An 18,789-nucleotide genomic window follows, 5' to 3' on the forward strand; every position below is an offset into this window, starting at 1 on the left:
CCTCGGTAGCAGTACTCCCGTTTACTCGCCCGCGCCGAGGCCGAGCCGCGCGGCACGCAGCGCGAGATACCGCTGCTCGGCCGTACTCGCCGTGGCCGCGATGGCCCGGCGGTAGCATCCGCGGGCGCCCTCGGCGTCACCGGCGAGTTCGAGCAGGTGCCCGCGCACCACGTCGAATCGGTGGGTCTGGCGCATCGCCGGGTCATCGGCGATGGTTGCGAGTTCTGCCAGCCCGGCACGCGGGCCGTGCACCATGGCCACCGCGACCGACTTATTCAGCGTCACGACGGCTCCCGGCGAGATGCGCTCGAGAGTGCCGTAGAGGGCGAGAATCTGCGCCCAGTCGGTGGAGCGGGCATCCGGAGCCTCATCGTGCACCGCAGCAATGGCGGCCTGCAGCTGGTAGGGGCCCAGCGTGGCTGCGCCGAGGGTGCGCGTCAGAAGTGCTGTGCCTTCGGCGACGAAGTCGCGCCTCCAGAGGGAGCGGTCTTGGTCGGCGAGGGCCACGAGCATGCCGTCGGCGTCTTGGCTGGCCGGGCGTCTCGCGTCGGTGAGCAGCATGAGTGCAAGCAATCCGCTGGCTTCGCCGTTTTCGGGCAGGGCGTGATGCACGAGCCGGGCGAGACGGATGGCCTCAGTTGTGAGGTCTGCCCCGCTTTCAGCTGCCGATCGGTCGCCGTGGGTGCCGCGCGGGCGTGATCCGGGGGTGTAGCCCTCGTTGAAGATCAGGTAGAGCACCTGCAGCACCACCGCGAGACGCGCGGCGCGTTCGGCCTCGGGAGGAAGGCTGAAGAGCGGCCCGGGCTCGCCGCGCAGGGCCCTGAGCTGTGCCTTCGCGCGGCTGATGCGTTGCGCCATGGTCGATTCGGGCACCAGAAACGCGCGTGCGATCTCGGCGGTAGTGAGGCCTCCGACGGCACGCAGCGTGAGAGCGAGCTGCGACGGGGTAGAGAGGGCGGGGTGGCAGCACAGAAAGAGCAGGGTGAGCGAGTCGTCTTCTGCAGACTCGCCGCCGGATGCGATCTCTTCGGGGTCGAACTCGCCCACCGCTGCCTCGCGCTCGCGGCGCGCGCCGTCGCTCCTGAACTCGTCGACCAGCCGCCTCGTTGCCACCGTGACCAACCAGGCCTTCGGATGCTCGGGCACCCCACCCTCGCCCCACTGTGTAGAGGCGGCGATCAGCGCCTCCTGAGTGGCGTCTTCGGCTGACGCCCAATTGCCGTACCGACGGGTCAGCAGACCGATGACCTGCGGCGCCAACTCACGCAGCAGGTCGACGGTTGCAGCACCCACTTGCCGCATCACACCTCGGGCGGACCGGCCGCAATCGCGCGCAACTCCACCACGCCCGAGTAGGCCGCGATCTGCCCGCAGATCTCGACGGCTCGTGCCTCACTTTCGACGTCGACGATCCAGAAGCCGATAAGCGACTCTTTAGCCTCGGCGAACGGCCCGTCGGTTGCCACCGGCTGCCCGTTCTCGAGCCGAATGGTTTTCGCCAGCTCGCCGTCGGTCAGCCCCTCGGCGAGCACGAGCTCGCCCGACTCGCGCAGTTTCTCATCGAGGCCGACCATGAACTGGATCATCTCGGTGATCCATTCGGGCGACTGCACCTCGGTCATCTCGCCGGCGCTGCCGAACATTGCGATCATGTATTTCATCACTCACTCCTTCACGTATTTCTTCTTGGTGTTTCGCTGGTGAGTCGGAGCGGCCGCCCGGTTCTCGACATCGGCGCGCGAATGTCTCTAATGTCAGTGGTACGTTCTGCACGCTTCGGAGGTTTTGGTGACAAGAGTACGGGTACACAACTTCGGGGTGTCGCTCGACGGGTACGGCGCGGGCGCGGGGCAGAGCCTCGAAGCCCCGTTCGGGCACGCCGACGGCCGCCTCATGCAGTGGTTCATGGGCACGAGCACGTTTCGCGCGATGCAGGGTGCACCCGGCGGCAGCGCGGGCGTCGACGAAGCGTTCGCCAGTACCTGGGCCACCGGCATCGGCGCCGAGATCATGGGCCGCAACAAGTTCGGCCCCGAACGCGGCCCCTGGTCAGACACCGAATGGCGCGGCTGGTGGGGCGAGAACCCGCCCTTTCACACGCCCGTCTTCGTGCTCACCCACTACCCCCGGCCGCCGTTCGAGATGGAGGGCGGCACCACCTTCCACTTCATCGATGCGACCCCGGCCGAAGCGCTGGCGCTCGCGAGTGAGGCGGCGGGCGATTTGGATGTTCGCATCGGGGGCGGCGTCGCCACCGTGCGGCAGTTTCTCGCTGCCGACCTCATAGACCACCTTCACCTCGTCGTATCCCCGATCATCCTGGGCCGCGGCGAGAACCTCTGGCAGGGCCTCGAGGGCATCGAGTCGCGTTACGACATCGAGGCGGTGAGTTCGCCCTCGGGTGTGACGCACCTCACCTTCACCCGCAAACCTCTCTCGCCCTAACGACACGCGCCGAGTGAGGTCATTGCGACGCTGGGGCGGTTGTCGCACCGACCTCAGTTGGGGCGCAGGTGGCTCACTTGGCGTGAGCCTCGGAGCGGGAGCGCGAGCGGGAGCGGGAGCGGGTGCCGCGTGGGAGGGGAGCCGGGGCGTGGAAGAGCGGCGGGGGTGGTTAGCCCCAGAAGCCGGCGTGAGCTGCGATGGCCTCGGCCGAGATAGCGGGGCCGAGCACGGTGATGGCGCGCTGGCCGCCGTTGAGAACGACGCGGCTGTCGAGCGACATGGTGGGGTTTTCGGGGTTGTCGCCGGTGAGGGAATTGAGTTCGGCCTCTGACATGGCGAAGACCACGCGGTTGATGCCCGACCAGTAGATGGCTCCGCAGCACATGGCACAGGGCTCGCAGCTCGTGTAGAGCGAGTAGTCGCCGAGGCGTTCGGGGCCGATTTCCCGCCAGGCGAGGCGAACGAGGTTGGTTTCGGCGTGGCCAGTGCAGTCGTTTGCGGTGTTGACGGTGTTCTCGGCCGACAAGACGATGGCGCCTGAGGGGTCGGTCAGCACGGCGCCGAAGGGGTGGTTTCCGGCGGCGACGGCATTCTTCGAGACGGCGATCGCTTCGCGCAGCAGGGTGATGTCAGATTCGGCGAGATCAGTGGTCATGTACGAAATGGTACGGGGTTGCGTGGGGCGTTTTCGGGCGGGTGCGCGGGGGTACGGATGCTCGGGAAGGGCTGACGTCAAGGGCTGGGCGTATGCGCGCGGGGGAGTGCCGGGCATCCACTCGCCTGGGTAGCATGAGCTACGTGTCTGAAACCAGCGCCACGACCAGCCCGACCGCTGCCGCGCCCGCCGCGCCGCCAGAGCACGGGCCAGCGAAAGCCGCCTCGTTGCCGTTGCGGCAGCGCCCGTTCGACATCGTGTTCGTGGTGTTCTTCTCGATTTTCTTTGTGACGTGCCTGATCAGCGACCTGATTCCCACGGTCGGTATTGCGCAGACGCCCGACTCGTCGTTTCTGCCGGCGCAGTGGAATTACGCGTACTCATCGATGAACGACCCGCTCTTTCTGCACCCGCCCTTCTGGATGCGCATCGTCACGGGGCTTTCGGCGTTCGTGTACATGCCGTTCTACGTGCTGCTCGTTCTGGCGTTCATTCGCCGGTGGAACTGGATTCAGCTGCCCGCCGTGATCTACGCCACCATGATCGTCGCGCTGACCGGCATCGTGGTGTTCGGTGTCGAGTTCTTCGGCGAAGTGGAGTGGCGCACGCCGCATCCGGGGGTGTTTTTGCTCTACAACGGGCCGTACGTGCTGATTCCGTTGCTGCTGCTTATTCGCATGCGTAAGCCGCTGCCGTTCGCGAGAAGGTTCTGATGCCCAAGCTGAGGGCGATTCCGCCGCGCTGGCTACGCATTCTGCTGCCGCTCGTCGTCGTGGGCATCTGGATTTTCATTTCGTCACAGGGCGGCCCGACGTTCGGCACCATCAGCGAGGTCACGAACAACGACCAGAGTTCGTACCTGCCGGCCAGTGCCGAGTCGACGAAGGTGCAGTCGCTCGAGACGCAGTTCTTCGGCTCCGATACGGTGCCGGCGATCGTGCTGTACACGAGCGATGCGGCGATCACGCCGGCCGAGCAGGCAGCGGTGGCTGCAGACCTGAAAGACATCGCCGCGATCGACGGCGTACAGAGCGTCTCGCCCGCTGTCCCGTCGACCGACGGGCACGCGCTGCAGTCGTTCGTGGCGGTGGCGTCGAGTGCAGACGGCACGACCGTGGTCGCCGATATGCGTAGCGTGCTGACGACCGATCCGGCGCCGGGGCTCACCTCGTACGTCACCGGTCCGGCCGCCCTCGGAGCCGACTTCGGTGCCGGGTTCGCGGGCATCGACGGCATTCTGCTGCTCGTGGCGCTCGCCGCGGTGTTCGTGATTCTGCTGATCGTGTACCGCTCGCTGCTGCTGCCCGTGATTGTGTTGCTGACCTCGGCGTTTGCGCTGACGGGCAGCATTCTGCTGGTGTACGCGGTGGCGAAGGCCGGCTGGGTGACGGTGACGGGGCAGAGCCGTGGCATTCTCGCGATTCTGGCGATCGGCGCGGCTACCGACTATTCGCTGCTGATCGTTTCGCGTTACCGGGAGGCGCTGCGGTTCGAACCGAGCGCGTGGGCCGCGATGGTGGTTGCGTTGCGGCGCGCTGCTGAGCCGGTTGCGGCGTCGGCGGCCACGGTCATCCTCGCCGTCTTGTGTCTACTCTTCTCCGACCTCAATTCGAACAAGGGGCTCGGGCCGGTGGCGGCCATCGCCATCGCGTTCTCGTTCTTAGCGGCGATGACGGCGCTGCCCGCCATGCTGCTGCTGGCCGGGCGCGCGGCGTTCTGGCCGTTCATGCCGAAGCTCGACGCGCAGCCCGCTGCGGGTGCGGTTGCGCATTCGACGGGCGGCGCGGATGCTGCGACCACCGGTAGCGCGACCACCGGAGTCTCGGCAGCTGCGACCGCGAGTGCCGGGGCCGCTGCCTCTGGCGGGCCGCTCGCCGAGCAGGCGCGCATCCCGGGCCTGTGGGGTGCGGTGGGGCGGATGATCGCCCGGCGCCCGCGCGTCGTCTGGATCGTGACCGTGTTGCTGCTCGGCTTTTTCAGCCTCGGTCTGTTGCAATTGAGCGCCAGCGGGGTGCCGCAAACCGATCTGCTGCTCTCGCAATCGCAGTCGGTCGACGGGCAGAAGGCGCTCGCCCAGCACTATGACGCCGGCAGCGGTAGCCCGGTGGTCGTCATCGCGCCGCAGGGTGAGGCCGATGCCGCTCTGAGTGCGGTGAGCGGCACGGCGGGGCTGACGAATGCGTTCGTCTACACCGGCTCGCAGGGCGGAGCCCCGGCGCAACCGGGGGCAACCACGCCTCCGCCCGTCGTGGTGAACGATCAGGTGCTCATCGAGGCGACCTTGACCGACGCGGCCGATTCGGATGCGGCCCAGCAGGTAGTCATCGGCCTCAGAGACCAGCTCGCCACGTCGGCGCCCGGCTCTCTGGTGGGCGGTGTCACTGCGCTCGCGCTCGACACCAATACGACGGCGTTGCGCGACCTGGCCACGATCATCCCGATCGTCTTGCTGGTGATTCTGGTGGTGCTGATGCTGTTGCTTCGGGCCATTGTGGCGCCGCTGCTGCTCATCGGCACGGTGGTGTTGTCGTATTCGGCGACGCTCGGCATTTCGGCGGTGGTGTTCAACCACGTGTTCGACTTTCCGGGGGCAGACCCCTCGGTGCCGTTGTTCGGGTTCGTGTTCTTAGTGGCTCTCGGGGTCGACTACAACATCTTCTTGATGACGCGGGTGCGCGAGGAGTCTCTGGTGCACGGCACGAGACCGGGCATTCTGCGCGGGCTCGCGGCCACCGGCGGGGTTATCACGTCGGCCGGAATCGTTCTGGCGGCGACCTTCGCGGCGCTCGGCGTGGTGCCGATTCTGTTCTTGGTGCAGATCGCGTTCATCGTGGCGTTCGGGGTGCTGCTCGATACGTTCTTGGTGCGATCGTTGGTGGTGCCGGCGCTGTCGTACGACATCGGGGCGCGCATCTGGTGGCCGTCGAAGCTGGCGAAGTCGTCGGGGTCGCGGCATCTCGTGCACGCCGGAGTGGGTGCTCATGCCGCCGTCGCGACGGTGGCCGCGCCTGCGTCGCCTGCCGCGCCTGCGCCACCCGCGGCGCCCGAAAGCCACGAGCCAGAAGCTCGCGATACGGAGGAGACGCCGTGAGCATTACACCCACGTCAAAAGTGCTCGACATCAGAGGTGCGCAGCTCGGAGTCACCGACTCCGGCGCTGACGACCTACCCGTGGCGATCAGCGCGCACGGGCTATCGCAAAGCAGGGCGGCGACCATCCGTTCGGGCATCGGCGACTACCGTCTCGTCGGCTCGCCCGAGGCGCCCGGCGGCCATCGCCGGCTGATCAGCTACGACGCGCGCGGGCACGGTGAGTCGAGCGGATCGACCAACCCGGCCGACTACACCTGGCCGAATCTCGCGCTCGACCTGCTCGCGCTCGCCGACTACTACTCGCCGTCGGCTCCCGTTTCGGGCATCGGTCTGTCGATGGGAACGGGCACGCTGCTGCACGCCGTGACCCACCTGCCGAATCGCTTCGACCGGCTCGTGCTGAGCGCGCCGTCGACGGCCTGGCAGACCCGGGCAACTCAGGTGCGTATGTACGCAGCGATGGCCGACCTGTTCGAGCATGGCACGCCCGACGAGCTGGCCGCAGCCATGAAAGACGCGCCGCTTCCCGCGGTGTTCGCCGACGTGCCGGGCTACGGGCTGCAACCCGATGTCGATCTGAGCCTGCTGCCCGCTGTTTTTCGGGGTGCGGGTCAGACCGATCTGCCTCCGCACGAGGTGATCGCGGGCATCACCCAGCCGACACTGATTATGGCGTGGGCGACCGACCCCGGGCATCCGGTGTCGACGGCTGAGAAGCTGCACGAACTCATCGCAGGCTCAGAGCTCGTCATTTCAGAGTCGAGTGCGGATGTTCGCACCTGGCCGCGCCGTGCCGCAGCCTTTCTGGCGCGATAGCAGCGCCCGCACCCTTGCCGCCGGGTCGGTGCGCGCCGAGGCTACGCCCAGCGCAGCACTTCGGAGTGCTCGAGGCGCGGCTGGCGGTCGCGGTAGGCGTCTTCGGCGGGGTGGCCGATGTTCACCACGAGAACCGAGCGCCAGCTGGTGCCTTCGAAGAACTCGTTGTCGACGGCCGTCTTGTCGAAACCGCCCATGGGGCCGGCCGCGAGCCCGAGCGCACGCACCGCGAGAATGAAGTAGCCGGCCTGCAGCGCGGAGTTGAACTCGGCTGAGCCCTGGCGTAGCTCTTCGTTGGCCTCGAGAACGTCGACGAATGCGGCGCGGTTCGGTGAAATAACGGGCAGGTGAGTGTGAAAGCGCGAATCGAGCGCGAGCACGGCGACGGCCGGCGCGGCTGCGGTCTTGGCCTTGTTGCCGTCGTTCATGTGGTCGACGAGCTTGGCGCGACCCTCTGAGGTTTGCACGTAGAGCACCCGAAGCGGCTGAAAGTTGGCTGCGGTGGGCGCCCAGCGAGCGAGCTCCCAGATCTTCTCGAGCTCAGCATCGGTTACAGGGGCGTCGGTGAACGCATTGGCGGTGCGCCCCTCGGTGAAGATGGCGGCCAGCACGGTGTCATCAACCGGGTTCAGGATGCCCGGCTCATCGAGCTCAGAAGACGGAGCGAATTCGGTCATGGTGACTCCTCAAGAATGTGTCGCTAGTAAAAACGAAGTAACTCATGTCAACCTAGCACGGGTCGGCGAATGTTGGTAGAGTCTGTGTATGTCCGAAGCTCACAATGTCAGTGACGCTCCCGCGGGGGCCGCGAGCGGCTCTGCGCACGAGCCGCGAGCGTGTGACGGCGCCCTGGTTCGAGCATTCGGCTTTCTCGGCAAACGCTGGAACGGCGTCATCATCGGCACCCTGTCTGATGGGCCCGCGAGCTTCAGCGAACTGCGCCGCGCGGTGCACGGTATCAGCGACTCCGTGCTCTCAGAGCGGCTCAGCGAACTGGCGAAAGCCGGGCTCATTCAGCGCGCGGTCGAGGCGGGGCCGCCGGTGACGGTGGAGTATCGCCTCGCGCCATCAGGTGAGGCGCTCGAGCCGGCCCTTCGCGCGCTCACCACGTGGGCTGCTGCGAACCTGCCGCGCAGTGTCGAAGAGGTGTCGGCGAGCCACTAGCGCTCTGGGGCGCTCGCGGCTGTCGTGGCTGTCTCTCTAGGGTGATCGCGGCTGTCGAGGCACCGAAGCGGGCGCGGCACCGGATGCGCCCGGCGGATTCCGTGGCCCCGTGCCGTACCGCGAATACACTTGGTTGATGGTGCCAGCGGGGGAGAACGAAGCGCGATCGGGCGTTGCGAGCCAGCGCTGGCTGACGCCCGCTGAGCTCAGCGCGTGGACGAAGTTCATCGCTGTGGTGGAGTTGCTGCCGGGTGTTCTCGATTCGCAACTTCAGCGGGACTCCGAGCTCACGCACTTCGAGTACTTCACGCTGGCGATGCTCTCGGAGACTCCACACCGCACGTTGCGAATGTCAGAACTGGCCGTACGTACCAATTCGACTCTGCCCCGGCTGTCGCACGTCGCCAGCCGACTCGAAGCGCGGGGTTACCTCGAACGCCGCCCCTCCGATGACGATCGGCGCGCCATCAACGTCTCCCTCACAGCTGAGGGTTGGCAGAAAGTTCGCACAGCCGCCCCTGGGCATGTCGACACCGTTCTGGCCACCGTCATCACCCCGCTCACCCCCGCAGACATCACTGATCTCGACAGAATCATGGGCCGGATGCTCGGCCGACTCGACCCCGAGAACACGTTTTGGGCCCACGACGAATAAACCCGAACGGCGTAGCGTTGCAGGGCAGATAACCGAACACGAAAGAAGAAGACGTTATGAGTTCGACAACCACTCTGCCCGCTGCTGCAGCAGGAACCTTCGACATCGGCGGCGACCTCAGGGTCAACCGCCTCGGCTACGGAACGATGCAGCTCACTGGGCACGGAGTCTGGGGTGAGCCAGACGATCACGACGGCGCGGTAGCGGTGCTTCGACGCGCGGTGGAGCTCGGCGTGAACCTCATCGACACCGCCGACGCCTACGGGCCCTTTGTGACCGACGCGCTGATTCGAGAGGCGCTGTACCCGTACGCGTCTGGCGTTGCCATCGCCACCAAGGTGGGTTTCACGCGCCAAGGCCCGAACGAGTGGACTCCCGTCGGCCGCCCCGAATACCTTCGTCAGCAGACCGAACTGAACCTCCGCAACCTCGGGATCGACCGCATCGATCTGCTGCAATTGCACCGCATCGACTCCACGGTGCCCCTCGAAGACCAGATCGGCGAGATCAAGAAGCTGCAAGACGAAGGCAAGGTTCGGCACATCGGGCTGTCTGAGGTGACAGTCGATCAGATCGAAGCGGCCAGGGCCGTCGCCGAGATCGCCTCGGTGCAGAACATGTTCAACCTCACCAACCGCAAGGCCGAAGAGGTGCTGAACTATGCCGAGGCGAACGGCATCGCGTTCATCCCGTGGTTTCCGCTGGCCACCGGCAAGTTGGCGGGCGACGGTTCGCCGCTTGCGAAGATCTCAGCCGAGCACGGCAGCACACCGAGTCAGCTCGCGCTGGCCTGGCTGCTGCGCCGTTCACCGGTGATACTTCCGATTCCCGGCACGTCGTCTGTCGCGCACGTCGAAGACAACATCGCGGCTGCCGCCATTGAGCTGAGCGACGACGAGTACGCCACGCTCGACGAGGTGGGCAAGTAGCGACGGGTTGGTGTCGCCTGACGCAGAGCGTCAAGGGGGTTTTGGTCGACGCCCCCAAAGCACAGTATTGAATCAACACATTTGATGGGAGATTTTCATGCGCGGTAAAGTCACGTTCGTTTTCATTGTCATCATCGCCTTCTTGGCCTACGTTCTGGGCGCCAAGGCGGGCAAGGCGCGTTACAAAGAGATCTCGTCTGCTGTCAACAGCTTCTGGAACGATCCTCAGGTGAAGAAGGCCCGCGTTCGCGCCGTGAAGGGCGCGAAGCGGGCAACTGCAGACGCCACGAAGGCTGCCGAAAAGGCAGCGAAGAAGGCCGGCAAAAAGGCGCAGAAGCATTTCAGCTGACGCACCCGTAGCTCGGGCAGGTGAGTGGCCCGCTAGCGGCGGCCGGCTCGGTTCGGTCGCCGTTCAGGCGCGGCGAGCCAGCGTGACCCGGGTCTGATACGGCATGACGTATGTGTCGTGCCCGGCGAGCTGTGGATGCTCGTCGAGCAGGCGCCAGACCCGCACGAGCAGTTCGGCACGCGCCTCGGGCTCGAGGGCGATGATGTAGCTGCGTGACGTGATCATGGCGAGCAACTGGTCGCGGCTCATCGGGTTGTCCCAGAAGAACTGGCCGTGCTCCACGGTTTCGAGTGCGTCGCCGACCGGAGGCGTGAGGCTGTCGTAGTCTTCAGCGGCCGACGAGCCCATGATCTCGCCGAGCCGGGCGACCCAGTCGACACTCTGGTCGCGAATGTTCCAGATCAGAGCGAGTCGGCCCGAGGGCTTCAGTACCCGGGCGACCTCTGCCGATGCCTCAGGCACATCAACCCAGTGCCAGGCCTGGGCAAACGTCACGAGGTCGGCGCTGGCATCGGGCAGCGGCATCGATTCACCCGTGCCCTGCAGCGCAGTGACGGTGGGGTAGGAGCGAATCAGGCTCGCGCGCATCACCGAGTCGGGTTCGACCGCGGTCACCTCGAGCCCGCGGGCGACGAGCGAGGAGGTGAACTTGCCGGTTCCTGCGCCGACGTCGACCACCGCCAGCTGCGCTGCGCCGGAGGTCGGTTCGGTGTCAGAGGGGGAGTTGCCGGGCTGGCTCTGGGCGAGCATCCACTCAACCGCTGCATCGGGGTAGCCGGGGCGGCCTCGTTCATAGTCGCCGACGTTCTGGCCGAAAGAGAGTGCATGGGTGGTGTCGCGTGCCATGATTTCGACCCTAGTCGGTGTCGGTCGAGGCGCGCAGAATGAGTGTTATGGAAAGTGCAGCTGCTTCGCGTCACATCAGCGTGTGCCCGGCACCGGGCGTCACGGCAGAGGCGTTCGACGCCGACTCGGCCACGGTCGCCTCCGACTTGGCGACACTGAAGTCGCTGCTCGAAGGCTGACCGCGGCGGCTGCTCGCGCCTGCGCCTTAGACGAAGGTGCGCAGGGTGTCGGCCAGCGGTGTGGTGGGCCGGCCGAGGAGACGTGAGAGATCGTTGCCCGACGAGTCGAGCAGACCGTCGCCGATGTTCGCGTCGATCCCGGTGAGAAAACCGATGGTTCCCGCGTCGAGACCGGCGGCGCTGAGGGCCGCAACGTGGTCTTCGGTCGAGACCGATTCGTAGTGAACGTCGCGGCCGAGAACGTCGGTGAGCGTGTTCGCGAAATCGCTTCCGGTCCAGGCGACGTCGCCGTTCAGCTCGTAGACGACGCCGGCGGTCTCGGGCGAAGTCAGCACAACGGCGATCGCTTCTGCGTAGTCGAGGCGTGAGGCGCTGGCGACACGGCCGTCGCCCGTGCTCGCGAGGTAGACGCCGGTGGCCGCGATCTGCGGCAGCGCGCGTTCGTAGTTCTCGTTGTACCAGTTGTTGCGCAGAATAGTGTTCGTGACTCCGGATGCCTGCAGGTATTCTTCAGTCGCCTTGTGCTCCGGCGCCAAGATGAGCGCGCTCGAGTCGGCGTGGGGGGCGCTGGTGTAGACGATGTGGGTGACGCCCGCTGCCTTCGCGGCGTCGATGGCGTTGATGTGCTGCTGCACCCGCTGCCCCGGTTCGCTCGCCGAAACGAGCACGAGGGTGTCGGCGCCTTCGAAGGCGGCGGCGAGTGAGGCGGGGTCGGTGAAGTCGATGACCGCGGTGCGAACGCCGAGGGGCTGCAGGGCATCCACTTTCGATGGGTTGCGGCCGGCAGCCACGATGCTGGCCGGGTCGACGCCGCGGGCGAGCAGGGCGTCGACGGCGCCTCGGCCGAGGCCGCCGGTTGCTCCGGTGACGACGATGGTGGGGGTTGAATCTGTCATGTCTTGTCTCTTTCGTCTGGCGCGCGGGGCGCGGGGTTCAATGAAGTGAACCGCGGTGCTGCCAGCGTACTTCCCAACGGAGGGTACCCACTATTTGGTAAGTTACTTACTGTGACGACTATGGCGGAGACTCTGACCGGTTCGACGACTTCGACGGTGCCTGCGATGGCGGCGCGCGAGCGAGTCGCTGGTGTGCTGGGCCCGGAGTGGCCGGCCGATTTGGAGATGAACGTGTTCTCGGCGGTCTGCCCGAGTCGCGCGGTGCTCGATCACATCACAAGCAAATGGGGCGTGCTGATCATCGTTGCGCTGTCAGATGACAGCCTGCGCTGGGGAGAACTGCGCCGAACCATCGACGGAATCAGCGAAAAGATGCTCGCCCAGACGCTCCGCGTGCTCGAGGGTGACGGGTTGGTGCTGCGCACTGTGCAGGGCACGATTCCGCCGCGCGTCGACTACCAGCTCACCGAGCTCGGGCGTGACCTGTGTGAGCGACTCATTCCGTTGCTGACGTGGGTGACGCAGAACGCGGCGCAGATCGTGTCGCGCGATCGCTAAGGCGCCTGCTCGTCGGGGTGTCGTGACTCGGGTGCGAGGGCTTCGGGCTGCTGAGCCGATTTCGCAGCCGCCGCCTGCCGCGATTTCTCGAGGTACGCAGTGGCGTCGGCGAGACGAAAGCGCCGGTGAGTGCCGCGATACTCCACCGCAATGACCCCGTTGTTCGCGAGCCGCAGCAGGTAGGTGGCCGAAATGCCGATGAGCTCGGCGGCTTGCGAGGTGGTGAGCAGGCTGTCGGTCGAGGCCACCACGACGGCGTGCCCGTCGGCGAGGCGCTGCAGCAGGTCGAGCACCGCCGCGCCGGCCTCGCCGCCCAGTGACACGCGCGTGCCGCCCACCGTCAGCGCAAAGCCGGCGTCGGGTGGTGAGGCGGGCTCCGCCCCGCCCGACGATGCGACCGCGGCACCGGCACTGCCCGCGGCATTCGATGGCTGCCGGATGCTCTGCAGCGCCACCCCGAGCCGAGCCGCTTCGGTCGCCCCGAGCGCCTCGGTAGCGCGTTCGTTCAATGCGGGCATGGTCTCACGATAGCGCCGAAAAACGGCGCGGGGTCAGACCGCTGCGCGCTCCGCGGCTGCCGCCCGCGCCCGCGGAACGAGTCGCTCGAGCTGCGTCACGTGCTCGGGCGTGAGCTCTTCGAGCGAGTTCACGCCGAGCAAGCGCATCGTGCGAACGATCTGCTCGCCGAGAATCTGAATCATGCGGTCGACCCCCCCGCGCCCGCCGGCCATCAGGCCGTAGAGGTACGCACGGCCGACGAGCGTGAACCGCGCGCCGAGCGCGACGGCCGCCACGATGTCAGCACCCGACATGATGCCCGTGTCGAGGTGCACTTCATACTCAGATCCGACCTCGCGAACCACGTCGGGCAGCAGGTGGAAGGGAATGGGCGCACGATCGAGCTGGCGCCCTCCGTGGTTCGAGAGCACGATGCCGTCGACTCCGAGATCGGCGAGTTTTCGGGCATCCTGAACATTCTGCACACCCTTCACCACCACCTTGCCGGGCCATTGAGCCTTGATCCAGGCCAGGTCGTCGAAGGTCACCGTGGGGTCGAACATCGAGTCGAGCAGCTCGCCGACCGTGCCCGACCAGCGGTCGAGCGAGGCGAAGGCGAGGGGCTCGGTGGTGAGAAAATTGACCCACCACTCGGGCCGCGGTAGGGCGTTCACGACGGTGCCGAGAGTGAGCTGCGGCGGAATCGAGAATCCGTTGCGCTTGTCACGCAGGCGCGCACCGGCCACCGGAACATCGACCGTCACGAGCAGGGTGTCGAAACCAGCCGCCGCTGCCCTGTCGACCAGAGCCATTGAGCGGTCGCGGTCTTTCCACATGTACAGCTGAAACCAGTTTCGGCCGTTCGGGTTGGCCGCCTTCACGTCTTCGATGGCCGTGGTACCCATGGTCGACAGCGAGAACGGGATGCCCGCCGCACCGGCTGCGCCCGCGCCCGCGATTTCACCCTCGGTCTGCATCATGCGCGTGAACCCCGTGGGAGCGATGCCGAACGGCATTGAAACGGGGGCGCCGAGCACGTTCCAGCCCGTGCTGACCTTCGAGACGTCGCGCAGAATGGCGGGGTTGAACTGAATGTCTTCGAACGCCTGACGTGCCCGTGCCATGCTGATTTCGCCCTCGGCGGCACCCTCGGTGTAGTCGAAGGCCGCCTTCGGGGTGCGACGCATGGCGATTTTGCGCAGGTCGGCGATGGTGAGTGCCGATTCGAGGCGGCGCCTTTTCGCGTTCAGGTCGGGCGCCTTGAACTGCATCAGCGGGGCGAGGTCTCGAACTTTCGGAATTCTGCGGTCAACCATGGTGGGGGCCTTTCGGGGTGAATGGATGTTCGGGCCGGCCGAATCCGGCCTCGGCGTAGTACTGGGTGATGTGGCCCTCGACGCTCGCTCGGGCGGCGCCGGGATCGCCCGACTCGATCGCAGCGATGATGGCGCGGTGCTCGCCCATCAGGCGTGCCGAGGTAGCGGCCCATGACTCGAGATTCGCAACGCCGGCGGTGGAGTAGCTCTCGATGGAGCTGCGCAGGCCGCTCATGGTGGCGGCGATGACTTCGTTGCCGGTGGCCATGGCGAGCGAGAAATGAAACTGCGCGTCGAGAGCGAGAAACTCCGTCGGGGTGGGGGGCTCGGCGGGCTGCGGGGCTACCTCCATCGCGTCGAGTATTTCGAGCGCGGGCAGGAGGTCGGGCATCCGGTCGCCTGCCACAGCTTCGGCGAGCTGACCGGCGACCGCGGTCTCGAGAATAAGACGCGTACTCACCACATCTTCGACGCGAAAGCCCTGAGCCGCGACCTGGAGGCGCATCAGAGATGACATTCCGCCGGAGGGGCGCGCAATGATGATGGCTCCAGACTCGGGGCCCGAACCCGTGTGAGTACGCAGCAGCCCGAGTACCTCGAGAACGCGCAGGGCTTCGCGCACCGACGAGCGGCCCACGCCGAGATCTGCCGCGAGCGTGCGCTCTGACGGCAAGTGATCGCCGGGCAGCAAGCTGCCGTCGAGGAGGCGCTGCTCGATGTGGGCGAGCACGTCTTGCCACGCGCGAGTGTGGGGTGCCGTGGTGGTCACGAGCGAGCATCCAATCCTGTGGTCAGACCATGTGGTATGACCACAGGTTACCTCACTGCCGACACGATGACAATGTCACCGCCGCACCGTGGCCGCGCAAATGTCATAGCAGGCTCATAGGCAAACAAAAGAGCGCGCGGAGGCAAGCCAGCGAGAGTATCTTCATGAACCCGCAACAGAGCTCTCTCGCCCTCGACGTGGTGGTGCCTGTGTACAACGAGCAGGTCGCTCTCGAGTCGAGCATCCGCCGACTGACCGCCTACCTCGCCGAAGCGATGTCGGTGCCGTGGCAGGTCACCATCGCTGACAACGCCAGCACCGATCGCACGCCCGAGATCGCGGATGCTCTGGCCACCGAATTCGCTGAGGTTCGCGTCATTCACACTCTTCGCAAGGGCCGCGGCCACGCACTCAAACTCGCCTGGGGCTCGTCTAAGGCCCAGGTGCTCGCCTATGTCGATGTCGACCTGTCGACTGATCTCGCCGCGCTGCCACCGCTTGTCGCTCCGCTGCTCTCGGGGCACTCAGACATTGCAATCGGCACGAGGCTTTCTCGCTCGTCACGGGTCGTGCGCGGCGGCAAACGCGAATTCATCTCGCGCTCGTACAACGTGCTGCTGCACGGGATGCTCGGGGTCAGCTTCTCAGACGCACAGTGTGGCTTCAAGGCGATTCGCTCTGACGTCGCGGCGGTGCTTGTGCCGCTCGTTCACGACGACGCCTGGTTCTTCGACACCGAGTTGCTCGTCATCGCGCAGCGCTCGGGGCTGCGCATCCACGAGGTTCCCGTCGACTGGATCGACGACCTCGACTCCCGCGTCGACATCGTACCTACGATCAAGCAAGACCTGCGCGGGGTGTTTCGGGTGGCGCGCGACCTTGCTCGGGGCGTCATTCCGGTGCAGTCGGTGTACGCCGAGCTGGGGCGCTCGCCGATCGGGCGGGTGGCGAGGCCGTCATTCTTGGGGCAGGTCGTGCGATTCTGTATCGTCGGCGGGCTGTCGACCGTGGTTTACGCACTGCTCTATCTGGCGTTTCAGGGTCTTCTCGGGGCCCAGGGCGGCAATTTCGCCGCGCTTCTGCTCACCACCATCGCGAACACCTGGGCGAATCGCCGCTTTACATTCGCTATTCGAGGGCCCGAACGCGCAGCGCTTCAGCAGTTTCAGGGCCTGATTGTCTTTGCGATCGCCTGGGCGATCACCTCGGGCTCATTGGTAGCGCTGAACGCGTTCGCGCCGAACGCCGGCACCGTCATCGAGCTCGTCGTGTTGACCGTGGCGAACCTCGTTGCCACCGTTCTGCGGTTCGTGATGTTGCGGCGCTGGGTATTTCGGTCACCCAAACCCGTGACGCCAGTGGTCTCGAACCTCTCCCTCACATCGGGTCAAGAGCCCCAGAATTCTTCGAACCAGAAAGCGAGCGCCGCCTGATGACCAGCAGCACTCTTGCGCGACCCGCTGCGGCCGGTCGGCCCGCGGCAGATGGTGGGCGCATCCGGAGCCTCGGCCGTTCGCTGATTCGCGGCAAGGCCACGAACCGCGTGCGGGAGCGCCCGGCGATGCTCGGGCTACTCGTGGTGACGGCCGTTGCCTACCTCTGGAACCTCTCGGTGAGCGGCTACGCCAACGAGTTCTATTCGGCGGCTGTACAGGCCGGTTCGCAGAACTGGGAGGCGTTCTTATACGGTTCGTCTGACGCCGGTAACTCCATCACGGTCGACAAACCGCCCGCGAGCCTCTGGATCATGGCGCTCTCGGTACGCCTTTTCGGCCTCAGTTCGTGGTCGATTCTGCTGCCAGAGGCGCTGATGGGCGTGCTCACCGTGGCTCTCGTATACGTGATCGTACGGCGGCATTTCTCGCCGGGTGCGGCGTTGCTCGCCGGTGGGGTGCTCGCCAGCACTCCGGTTGCGGCCCTGATGTTCCGGTTCAACAACCCCGATGCTCTGCTCGTGCTGCTGCTCACGGCCTCGGTGTATTTCACTCTGCGTGCCATCGAAAGCGGAAAGCTGAAATGGTTGCTGCTCGCCGGGGCCATGGTGGGCTTCGGCTTTCTCACCAAGCAACTGCAGGCTTTCGTGATTCTGCCGCCACTTGCCGTCGCCTATGCCTGGGCGTCGCCCGTGAAGTTCGGCAAGCGGTTGCTGCATCTGCTGGGCGCGCTGGCCGCCGTCATCGTTTCGGCCGGCTGGTGGGTGGCGCTCGTCGAACTCGTGCCCGCCTCGATGCGGCCGTACGTGGGCGGTTCGCAGAACAACGACTTTCTCGAGCTGACCTTCGGCTACAACGGATTCGGCCGGCTCACCGGCGCCGAAACCGGCAGCGTAACCGGCGGCGGCACAGCACTGGGCGGCGGCCAGTGGGGCGCTACCGGAATCACGCGCCTGCTCGACGGCGAATTCGGCGGCCAGATCGCCTGGCTCATTCCCGCCGCACTTGTGCTCATGCTCGTGTCGTTCGTTCTGCTGCGCAGGCAGAGGCGAACGGATGCTCGGCGAGCCCTCTTCATCATGTTCGGTGGTTGGCTGGTTCTCACCGGGTTGCTGTTCAGTTTCATGGCGGGCATCTTTCACGCGTACTACACCGTGGCTCTCGCACCGGCTGTCGCGGGCCTCGTGGGCGCCGGCGCCATCATGCTCTGGAACACCAGACGGTATCTCTGGGCGCGCCTGCTCTCTGCCGCCCTGATACTGACGACGGGAATCTGGGCGTTCGCACTGCTGACCCGAGCCACCGACTGGCTGCCGTGGCTGAAGTTCGTTGTGCTGGTGCTGTCGATCGTGGCGGCCGGGCTGCTGGTGATGCGGTGGAGGCTGCCGTCGCTGCGCATCACGACGGTGGTGGTCACGCTCGTTGCGGCACTGCTCGCGCCGACCGCCTACACGCTGCAGACCATCTCGACTGGGCACACCGGGTCGATCGTGACCGCAGGGCCCGCGGTGGCATCGTCGACGGGCTTCGGCGGCGGCGGCGGTTTCGGCCGCGGAGGTGGCGGAACGGGCATCCGGCAGGGCGGCGGGGCTGCAACGCGCGGCGGAACTCCGCCCGCGGGCCTCGGCCAGCCGGCCGCGGGTGGTCAGGGCGCGGGTGGTACCGGTACCGGTACGGGTACGACGGGCGGAGCGAACGGCGTGGCTGGCGCCGGCACGACGGGCGGCACAGGAACGACGGGTGGCTTGGGCACCGGATCGACCGGCGGCGCAGGTACTCGCGGCGGCTTCGGTGGTGGTGGCGGTGGCGGCCTGCTCGGCGGCGCAACCGTCAGTTCGCAGGTCAGCGCGCTCCTCGCCGCAGACGCCGCGAGCTACACCTGGGCGGCGGCCGCTGTCGGCTCGCAGAACGCCGCGAGCTACCAGCTGGCCAGCCAGGCCGCGGTCATGCCCATCGGCGGGTTCAACGGAAGCGACCCCTCACCCACTCTCGAGCAGTTCGAGCTTTACGTGGCGCAGGGCAAGATTCACTATTTCATCTCGTCGGGTTCCATCGGCACACCCAACGGCGGCAGTTCGGTCTCGTCGGAGATCAGCAGCTGGGTCACTTCCCACTTCACCGCCCAAACCGTCGACGGCACCACCCTCTACGACCTGACGTCTCCCACCGCGGCCGCCACAAGCTGACG

Annotated in this window: 21 protein-coding genes; 12 read left to right on the top strand and 9 right to left on the bottom strand. The window is 66.4% G+C overall.

Annotated elements, in window-relative coordinates; all coding sequences use genetic code 11:
- Positions 1–21: 21 nt before the first annotated feature.
- Both IEX24_RS16565 and IEX24_RS16570 read right to left on the bottom strand, forming a co-directional pair.
- Entirely contained in the window at positions 22–1,302 is a 1,281-nt protein-coding gene (locus IEX24_RS16565; RefSeq protein ID WP_188680241.1) for an RNA polymerase sigma factor, read from the bottom strand.
- The gene (locus tag IEX24_RS16570; RefSeq protein WP_188680243.1) at positions 1,302–1,661 is read right to left on the bottom strand and encodes a YciI family protein; all 360 of its coding nucleotides are present in this window, start codon (positions 1,659–1,661) and stop codon (positions 1,302–1,304) included. The genes IEX24_RS16565 and IEX24_RS16570 overlap by 1 nt, the downstream gene beginning before the upstream one ends.
- Positions 1,662–1,788: 127 nt before the next feature.
- Between IEX24_RS16570 and IEX24_RS16575 the strand changes: the two genes are divergently transcribed.
- Positions 1,789–2,445, top strand: a complete 657-nt coding sequence (locus tag IEX24_RS16575; protein WP_188680245.1) for a dihydrofolate reductase family protein — start codon at positions 1,789–1,791, stop codon at positions 2,443–2,445.
- 169 nt (positions 2,446–2,614) lie between these two features.
- On the opposite strand, the gene IEX24_RS16580 is transcribed toward IEX24_RS16575, so the two are convergent.
- Positions 2,615–3,100: a nucleoside deaminase gene (locus IEX24_RS16580; protein WP_188680247.1), complete on the bottom strand. Its 486-nt coding sequence runs from the start codon at positions 3,098–3,100 to the stop codon at positions 2,615–2,617.
- A gap of 134 nt (positions 3,101–3,234) precedes the next feature.
- On the opposite strand from IEX24_RS16580, the gene IEX24_RS16585 reads away from it, so the two are divergent.
- The 3 genes from IEX24_RS16585 to IEX24_RS16595 are packed head-to-tail and all read left to right on the top strand — an operon-like array spanning position 3,235 to position 7,009.
- Complete coding sequence (locus tag IEX24_RS16585; RefSeq protein WP_188680249.1) at positions 3,235–3,813, top strand: EXPERA domain-containing protein; 579 nt, start codon at positions 3,235–3,237, stop codon at positions 3,811–3,813.
- Positions 3,813–6,191 (top strand): MMPL family transporter, encoded by a 2,379-nt coding sequence (locus IEX24_RS16590; protein ID WP_188680251.1) that lies wholly within the window; start codon positions 3,813–3,815, stop codon positions 6,189–6,191. The genes IEX24_RS16585 and IEX24_RS16590 overlap by 1 nt, the downstream gene beginning before the upstream one ends.
- Positions 6,188–7,009 (top strand): alpha/beta fold hydrolase, encoded by an 822-nt coding sequence (locus IEX24_RS16595; RefSeq protein ID WP_203586042.1) that lies wholly within the window; start codon positions 6,188–6,190, stop codon positions 7,007–7,009. The genes IEX24_RS16590 and IEX24_RS16595 overlap by 4 nt, the downstream gene beginning before the upstream one ends.
- Before the next feature lie 41 nt (positions 7,010–7,050).
- On the opposite strand, the gene IEX24_RS16600 is transcribed toward IEX24_RS16595, so the two are convergent.
- Positions 7,051–7,686 carry a malonic semialdehyde reductase gene (locus IEX24_RS16600; RefSeq protein ID WP_188680253.1) on the bottom strand — a complete coding sequence of 212 codons (636 nt, stop codon included), beginning with the start codon at positions 7,684–7,686 and terminating at the stop codon, positions 7,051–7,053.
- 88 nt (positions 7,687–7,774) lie between these two features.
- On the opposite strand from IEX24_RS16600, the gene IEX24_RS16605 reads away from it, so the two are divergent.
- The 4 genes from IEX24_RS16605 to IEX24_RS16620 all read left to right on the top strand — a co-directional run bounded on the left by IEX24_RS16605 (position 7,775) and on the right by IEX24_RS16620 (position 10,106).
- Positions 7,775–8,173 carry a winged helix-turn-helix transcriptional regulator gene (locus tag IEX24_RS16605; RefSeq protein ID WP_188680255.1) on the top strand — a complete coding sequence of 133 codons (399 nt, stop codon included), beginning with the start codon at positions 7,775–7,777 and terminating at the stop codon, positions 8,171–8,173.
- A 136-nt stretch (positions 8,174–8,309) separates the two neighbouring features.
- On the top strand, positions 8,310–8,828 hold the full coding sequence (locus IEX24_RS16610) for a MarR family winged helix-turn-helix transcriptional regulator (protein ID WP_188680257.1): 519 nt from the start codon (positions 8,310–8,312) through the stop codon (positions 8,826–8,828).
- A gap of 56 nt (positions 8,829–8,884) precedes the next feature.
- On the top strand, positions 8,885–9,757 hold the full coding sequence (locus IEX24_RS16615) for an aldo/keto reductase (RefSeq protein WP_188680259.1): 873 nt from the start codon (positions 8,885–8,887) through the stop codon (positions 9,755–9,757).
- A gap of 97 nt (positions 9,758–9,854) precedes the next feature.
- Complete coding sequence (locus IEX24_RS16620; RefSeq protein WP_188680261.1) at positions 9,855–10,106, top strand: hypothetical protein; 252 nt, start codon at positions 9,855–9,857, stop codon at positions 10,104–10,106.
- 63 nt (positions 10,107–10,169) lie between these two features.
- Here the strand turns inward: IEX24_RS16620 and IEX24_RS16625 are convergent, their stop codons facing one another.
- A complete protein-coding gene (locus tag IEX24_RS16625; protein WP_188680263.1) occupies positions 10,170–10,952 on the bottom strand; it encodes a class I SAM-dependent methyltransferase in 783 nt (260 codons plus the stop codon).
- A 47-nt stretch (positions 10,953–10,999) separates the two neighbouring features.
- On the opposite strand from IEX24_RS16625, the gene IEX24_RS19880 reads away from it, so the two are divergent.
- Positions 11,000–11,131: a hypothetical protein gene (locus IEX24_RS19880; protein WP_268236277.1), complete on the top strand. Its 132-nt coding sequence runs from the start codon at positions 11,000–11,002 to the stop codon at positions 11,129–11,131.
- 26 nt (positions 11,132–11,157) lie between these two features.
- Here the strand turns inward: IEX24_RS19880 and IEX24_RS16630 are convergent, their stop codons facing one another.
- Positions 11,158–12,027 carry an SDR family oxidoreductase gene (locus IEX24_RS16630; protein ID WP_188680265.1) on the bottom strand — a complete coding sequence of 290 codons (870 nt, stop codon included), beginning with the start codon at positions 12,025–12,027 and terminating at the stop codon, positions 11,158–11,160.
- Between the two features lie 225 nt (positions 12,028–12,252).
- On the opposite strand from IEX24_RS16630, the gene IEX24_RS16635 reads away from it, so the two are divergent.
- Complete coding sequence (locus tag IEX24_RS16635) at positions 12,253–12,585, top strand: winged helix-turn-helix transcriptional regulator (protein ID WP_229715485.1); 333 nt, start codon at positions 12,253–12,255, stop codon at positions 12,583–12,585.
- Here the strand turns inward: IEX24_RS16635 and IEX24_RS16640 are convergent.
- Genes IEX24_RS16640 through IEX24_RS16650 form a run of 3 tightly spaced genes read right to left on the bottom strand, consistent with a single transcriptional unit; the run spans position 12,582 to position 15,168 of the window.
- Positions 12,582–13,103 (bottom strand): helix-turn-helix domain-containing protein, encoded by a 522-nt coding sequence (locus IEX24_RS16640; RefSeq protein ID WP_188680269.1) that lies wholly within the window; start codon positions 13,101–13,103, stop codon positions 12,582–12,584. The genes IEX24_RS16635 and IEX24_RS16640 overlap by 4 nt on opposite strands.
- A 33-nt stretch (positions 13,104–13,136) precedes the next feature.
- The gene (locus IEX24_RS16645; protein ID WP_188680271.1) at positions 13,137–14,399 is read right to left on the bottom strand and encodes an alpha-hydroxy acid oxidase; all 1,263 of its coding nucleotides are present in this window, start codon (positions 14,397–14,399) and stop codon (positions 13,137–13,139) included.
- Positions 14,392–15,168 (bottom strand): FadR/GntR family transcriptional regulator, encoded by a 777-nt coding sequence (locus IEX24_RS16650; protein ID WP_188680273.1) that lies wholly within the window; start codon positions 15,166–15,168, stop codon positions 14,392–14,394. The genes IEX24_RS16645 and IEX24_RS16650 overlap by 8 nt, the downstream gene beginning before the upstream one ends.
- Before the next feature lie 164 nt (positions 15,169–15,332).
- Between IEX24_RS16650 and IEX24_RS16655 the strand changes: the two genes are divergently transcribed.
- Together IEX24_RS16655 and IEX24_RS16660 are read left to right on the top strand one after the other, a co-directional pair.
- On the top strand, positions 15,333–16,601 hold the full coding sequence (locus IEX24_RS16655) for a bifunctional glycosyltransferase family 2/GtrA family protein (protein ID WP_188680275.1): 1,269 nt from the start codon (positions 15,333–15,335) through the stop codon (positions 16,599–16,601).
- Positions 16,601–18,787, top strand: a complete 2,187-nt coding sequence (locus IEX24_RS16660) for a glycosyltransferase family 39 protein (protein WP_188680277.1) — start codon at positions 16,601–16,603, stop codon at positions 18,785–18,787. The genes IEX24_RS16655 and IEX24_RS16660 overlap by 1 nt, the downstream gene beginning before the upstream one ends.
- Positions 18,788–18,789: the final 2 nt, after the last annotated feature.

Source organism: Subtercola lobariae, assembly GCF_014640255.1.
In the GTDB taxonomy this organism is placed as follows: domain Bacteria; phylum Actinomycetota; class Actinomycetes; order Actinomycetales; family Microbacteriaceae; genus Subtercola; species Subtercola lobariae.

What these genes read in the sequence shown, in the direction of transcription:
- IEX24_RS16565 (WP_188680241.1), bottom strand. Translation starts at nt 1,302, where the DNA reads ATGCGGCAAGTGGGTGCTGCAACCGTCGACCTGCTGCGTGAGTTGGCG.
- IEX24_RS16570 (WP_188680243.1), bottom strand. Translation starts at nt 1,661, where the DNA reads ATGAAATACATGATCGCAATGTTCGGCAGCGCCGGCGAGATGACCGAG.
- IEX24_RS16580 (WP_188680247.1), bottom strand. Translation starts at nt 3,100, where the DNA reads ATGACCACTGATCTCGCCGAATCTGACATCACCCTGCTGCGCGAAGCG.
- IEX24_RS16585 (WP_188680249.1), top strand. Translation starts at nt 3,235, where the DNA reads ATGAGCTACGTGTCTGAAACCAGCGCCACGACCAGCCCGACCGCTGCC.
- IEX24_RS16590 (WP_188680251.1), top strand. Translation starts at nt 3,813, where the DNA reads ATGCCCAAGCTGAGGGCGATTCCGCCGCGCTGGCTACGCATTCTGCTG.
- IEX24_RS16600 (WP_188680253.1), bottom strand. Translation starts at nt 7,686, where the DNA reads ATGACCGAATTCGCTCCGTCTTCTGAGCTCGATGAGCCGGGCATCCTG.
- IEX24_RS16605 (WP_188680255.1), top strand. Translation starts at nt 7,775, where the DNA reads ATGTCCGAAGCTCACAATGTCAGTGACGCTCCCGCGGGGGCCGCGAGC.
- IEX24_RS16610 (WP_188680257.1), top strand. Translation starts at nt 8,310, where the DNA reads ATGGTGCCAGCGGGGGAGAACGAAGCGCGATCGGGCGTTGCGAGCCAG.
- IEX24_RS16615 (WP_188680259.1), top strand. Translation starts at nt 8,885, where the DNA reads ATGAGTTCGACAACCACTCTGCCCGCTGCTGCAGCAGGAACCTTCGAC.
- IEX24_RS16620 (WP_188680261.1), top strand. Translation starts at nt 9,855, where the DNA reads ATGCGCGGTAAAGTCACGTTCGTTTTCATTGTCATCATCGCCTTCTTG.
- IEX24_RS16625 (WP_188680263.1), bottom strand. Translation starts at nt 10,952, where the DNA reads ATGGCACGCGACACCACCCATGCACTCTCTTTCGGCCAGAACGTCGGC.
- IEX24_RS19880 (WP_268236277.1), top strand. Translation starts at nt 11,000, where the DNA reads ATGGAAAGTGCAGCTGCTTCGCGTCACATCAGCGTGTGCCCGGCACCG.
- IEX24_RS16630 (WP_188680265.1), bottom strand. Translation starts at nt 12,027, where the DNA reads ATGACAGATTCAACCCCCACCATCGTCGTCACCGGAGCAACCGGCGGC.
- IEX24_RS16635 (WP_229715485.1), top strand. Translation starts at nt 12,253, where the DNA reads ATGAACGTGTTCTCGGCGGTCTGCCCGAGTCGCGCGGTGCTCGATCAC.
- IEX24_RS16640 (WP_188680269.1), bottom strand. Translation starts at nt 13,103, where the DNA reads ATGCCCGCATTGAACGAACGCGCTACCGAGGCGCTCGGGGCGACCGAA.
- IEX24_RS16645 (WP_188680271.1), bottom strand. Translation starts at nt 14,399, where the DNA reads ATGGTTGACCGCAGAATTCCGAAAGTTCGAGACCTCGCCCCGCTGATG.
- IEX24_RS16655 (WP_188680275.1), top strand. Translation starts at nt 15,333, where the DNA reads ATGAACCCGCAACAGAGCTCTCTCGCCCTCGACGTGGTGGTGCCTGTG.
- IEX24_RS16660 (WP_188680277.1), top strand. Translation starts at nt 16,601, where the DNA reads ATGACCAGCAGCACTCTTGCGCGACCCGCTGCGGCCGGTCGGCCCGCG.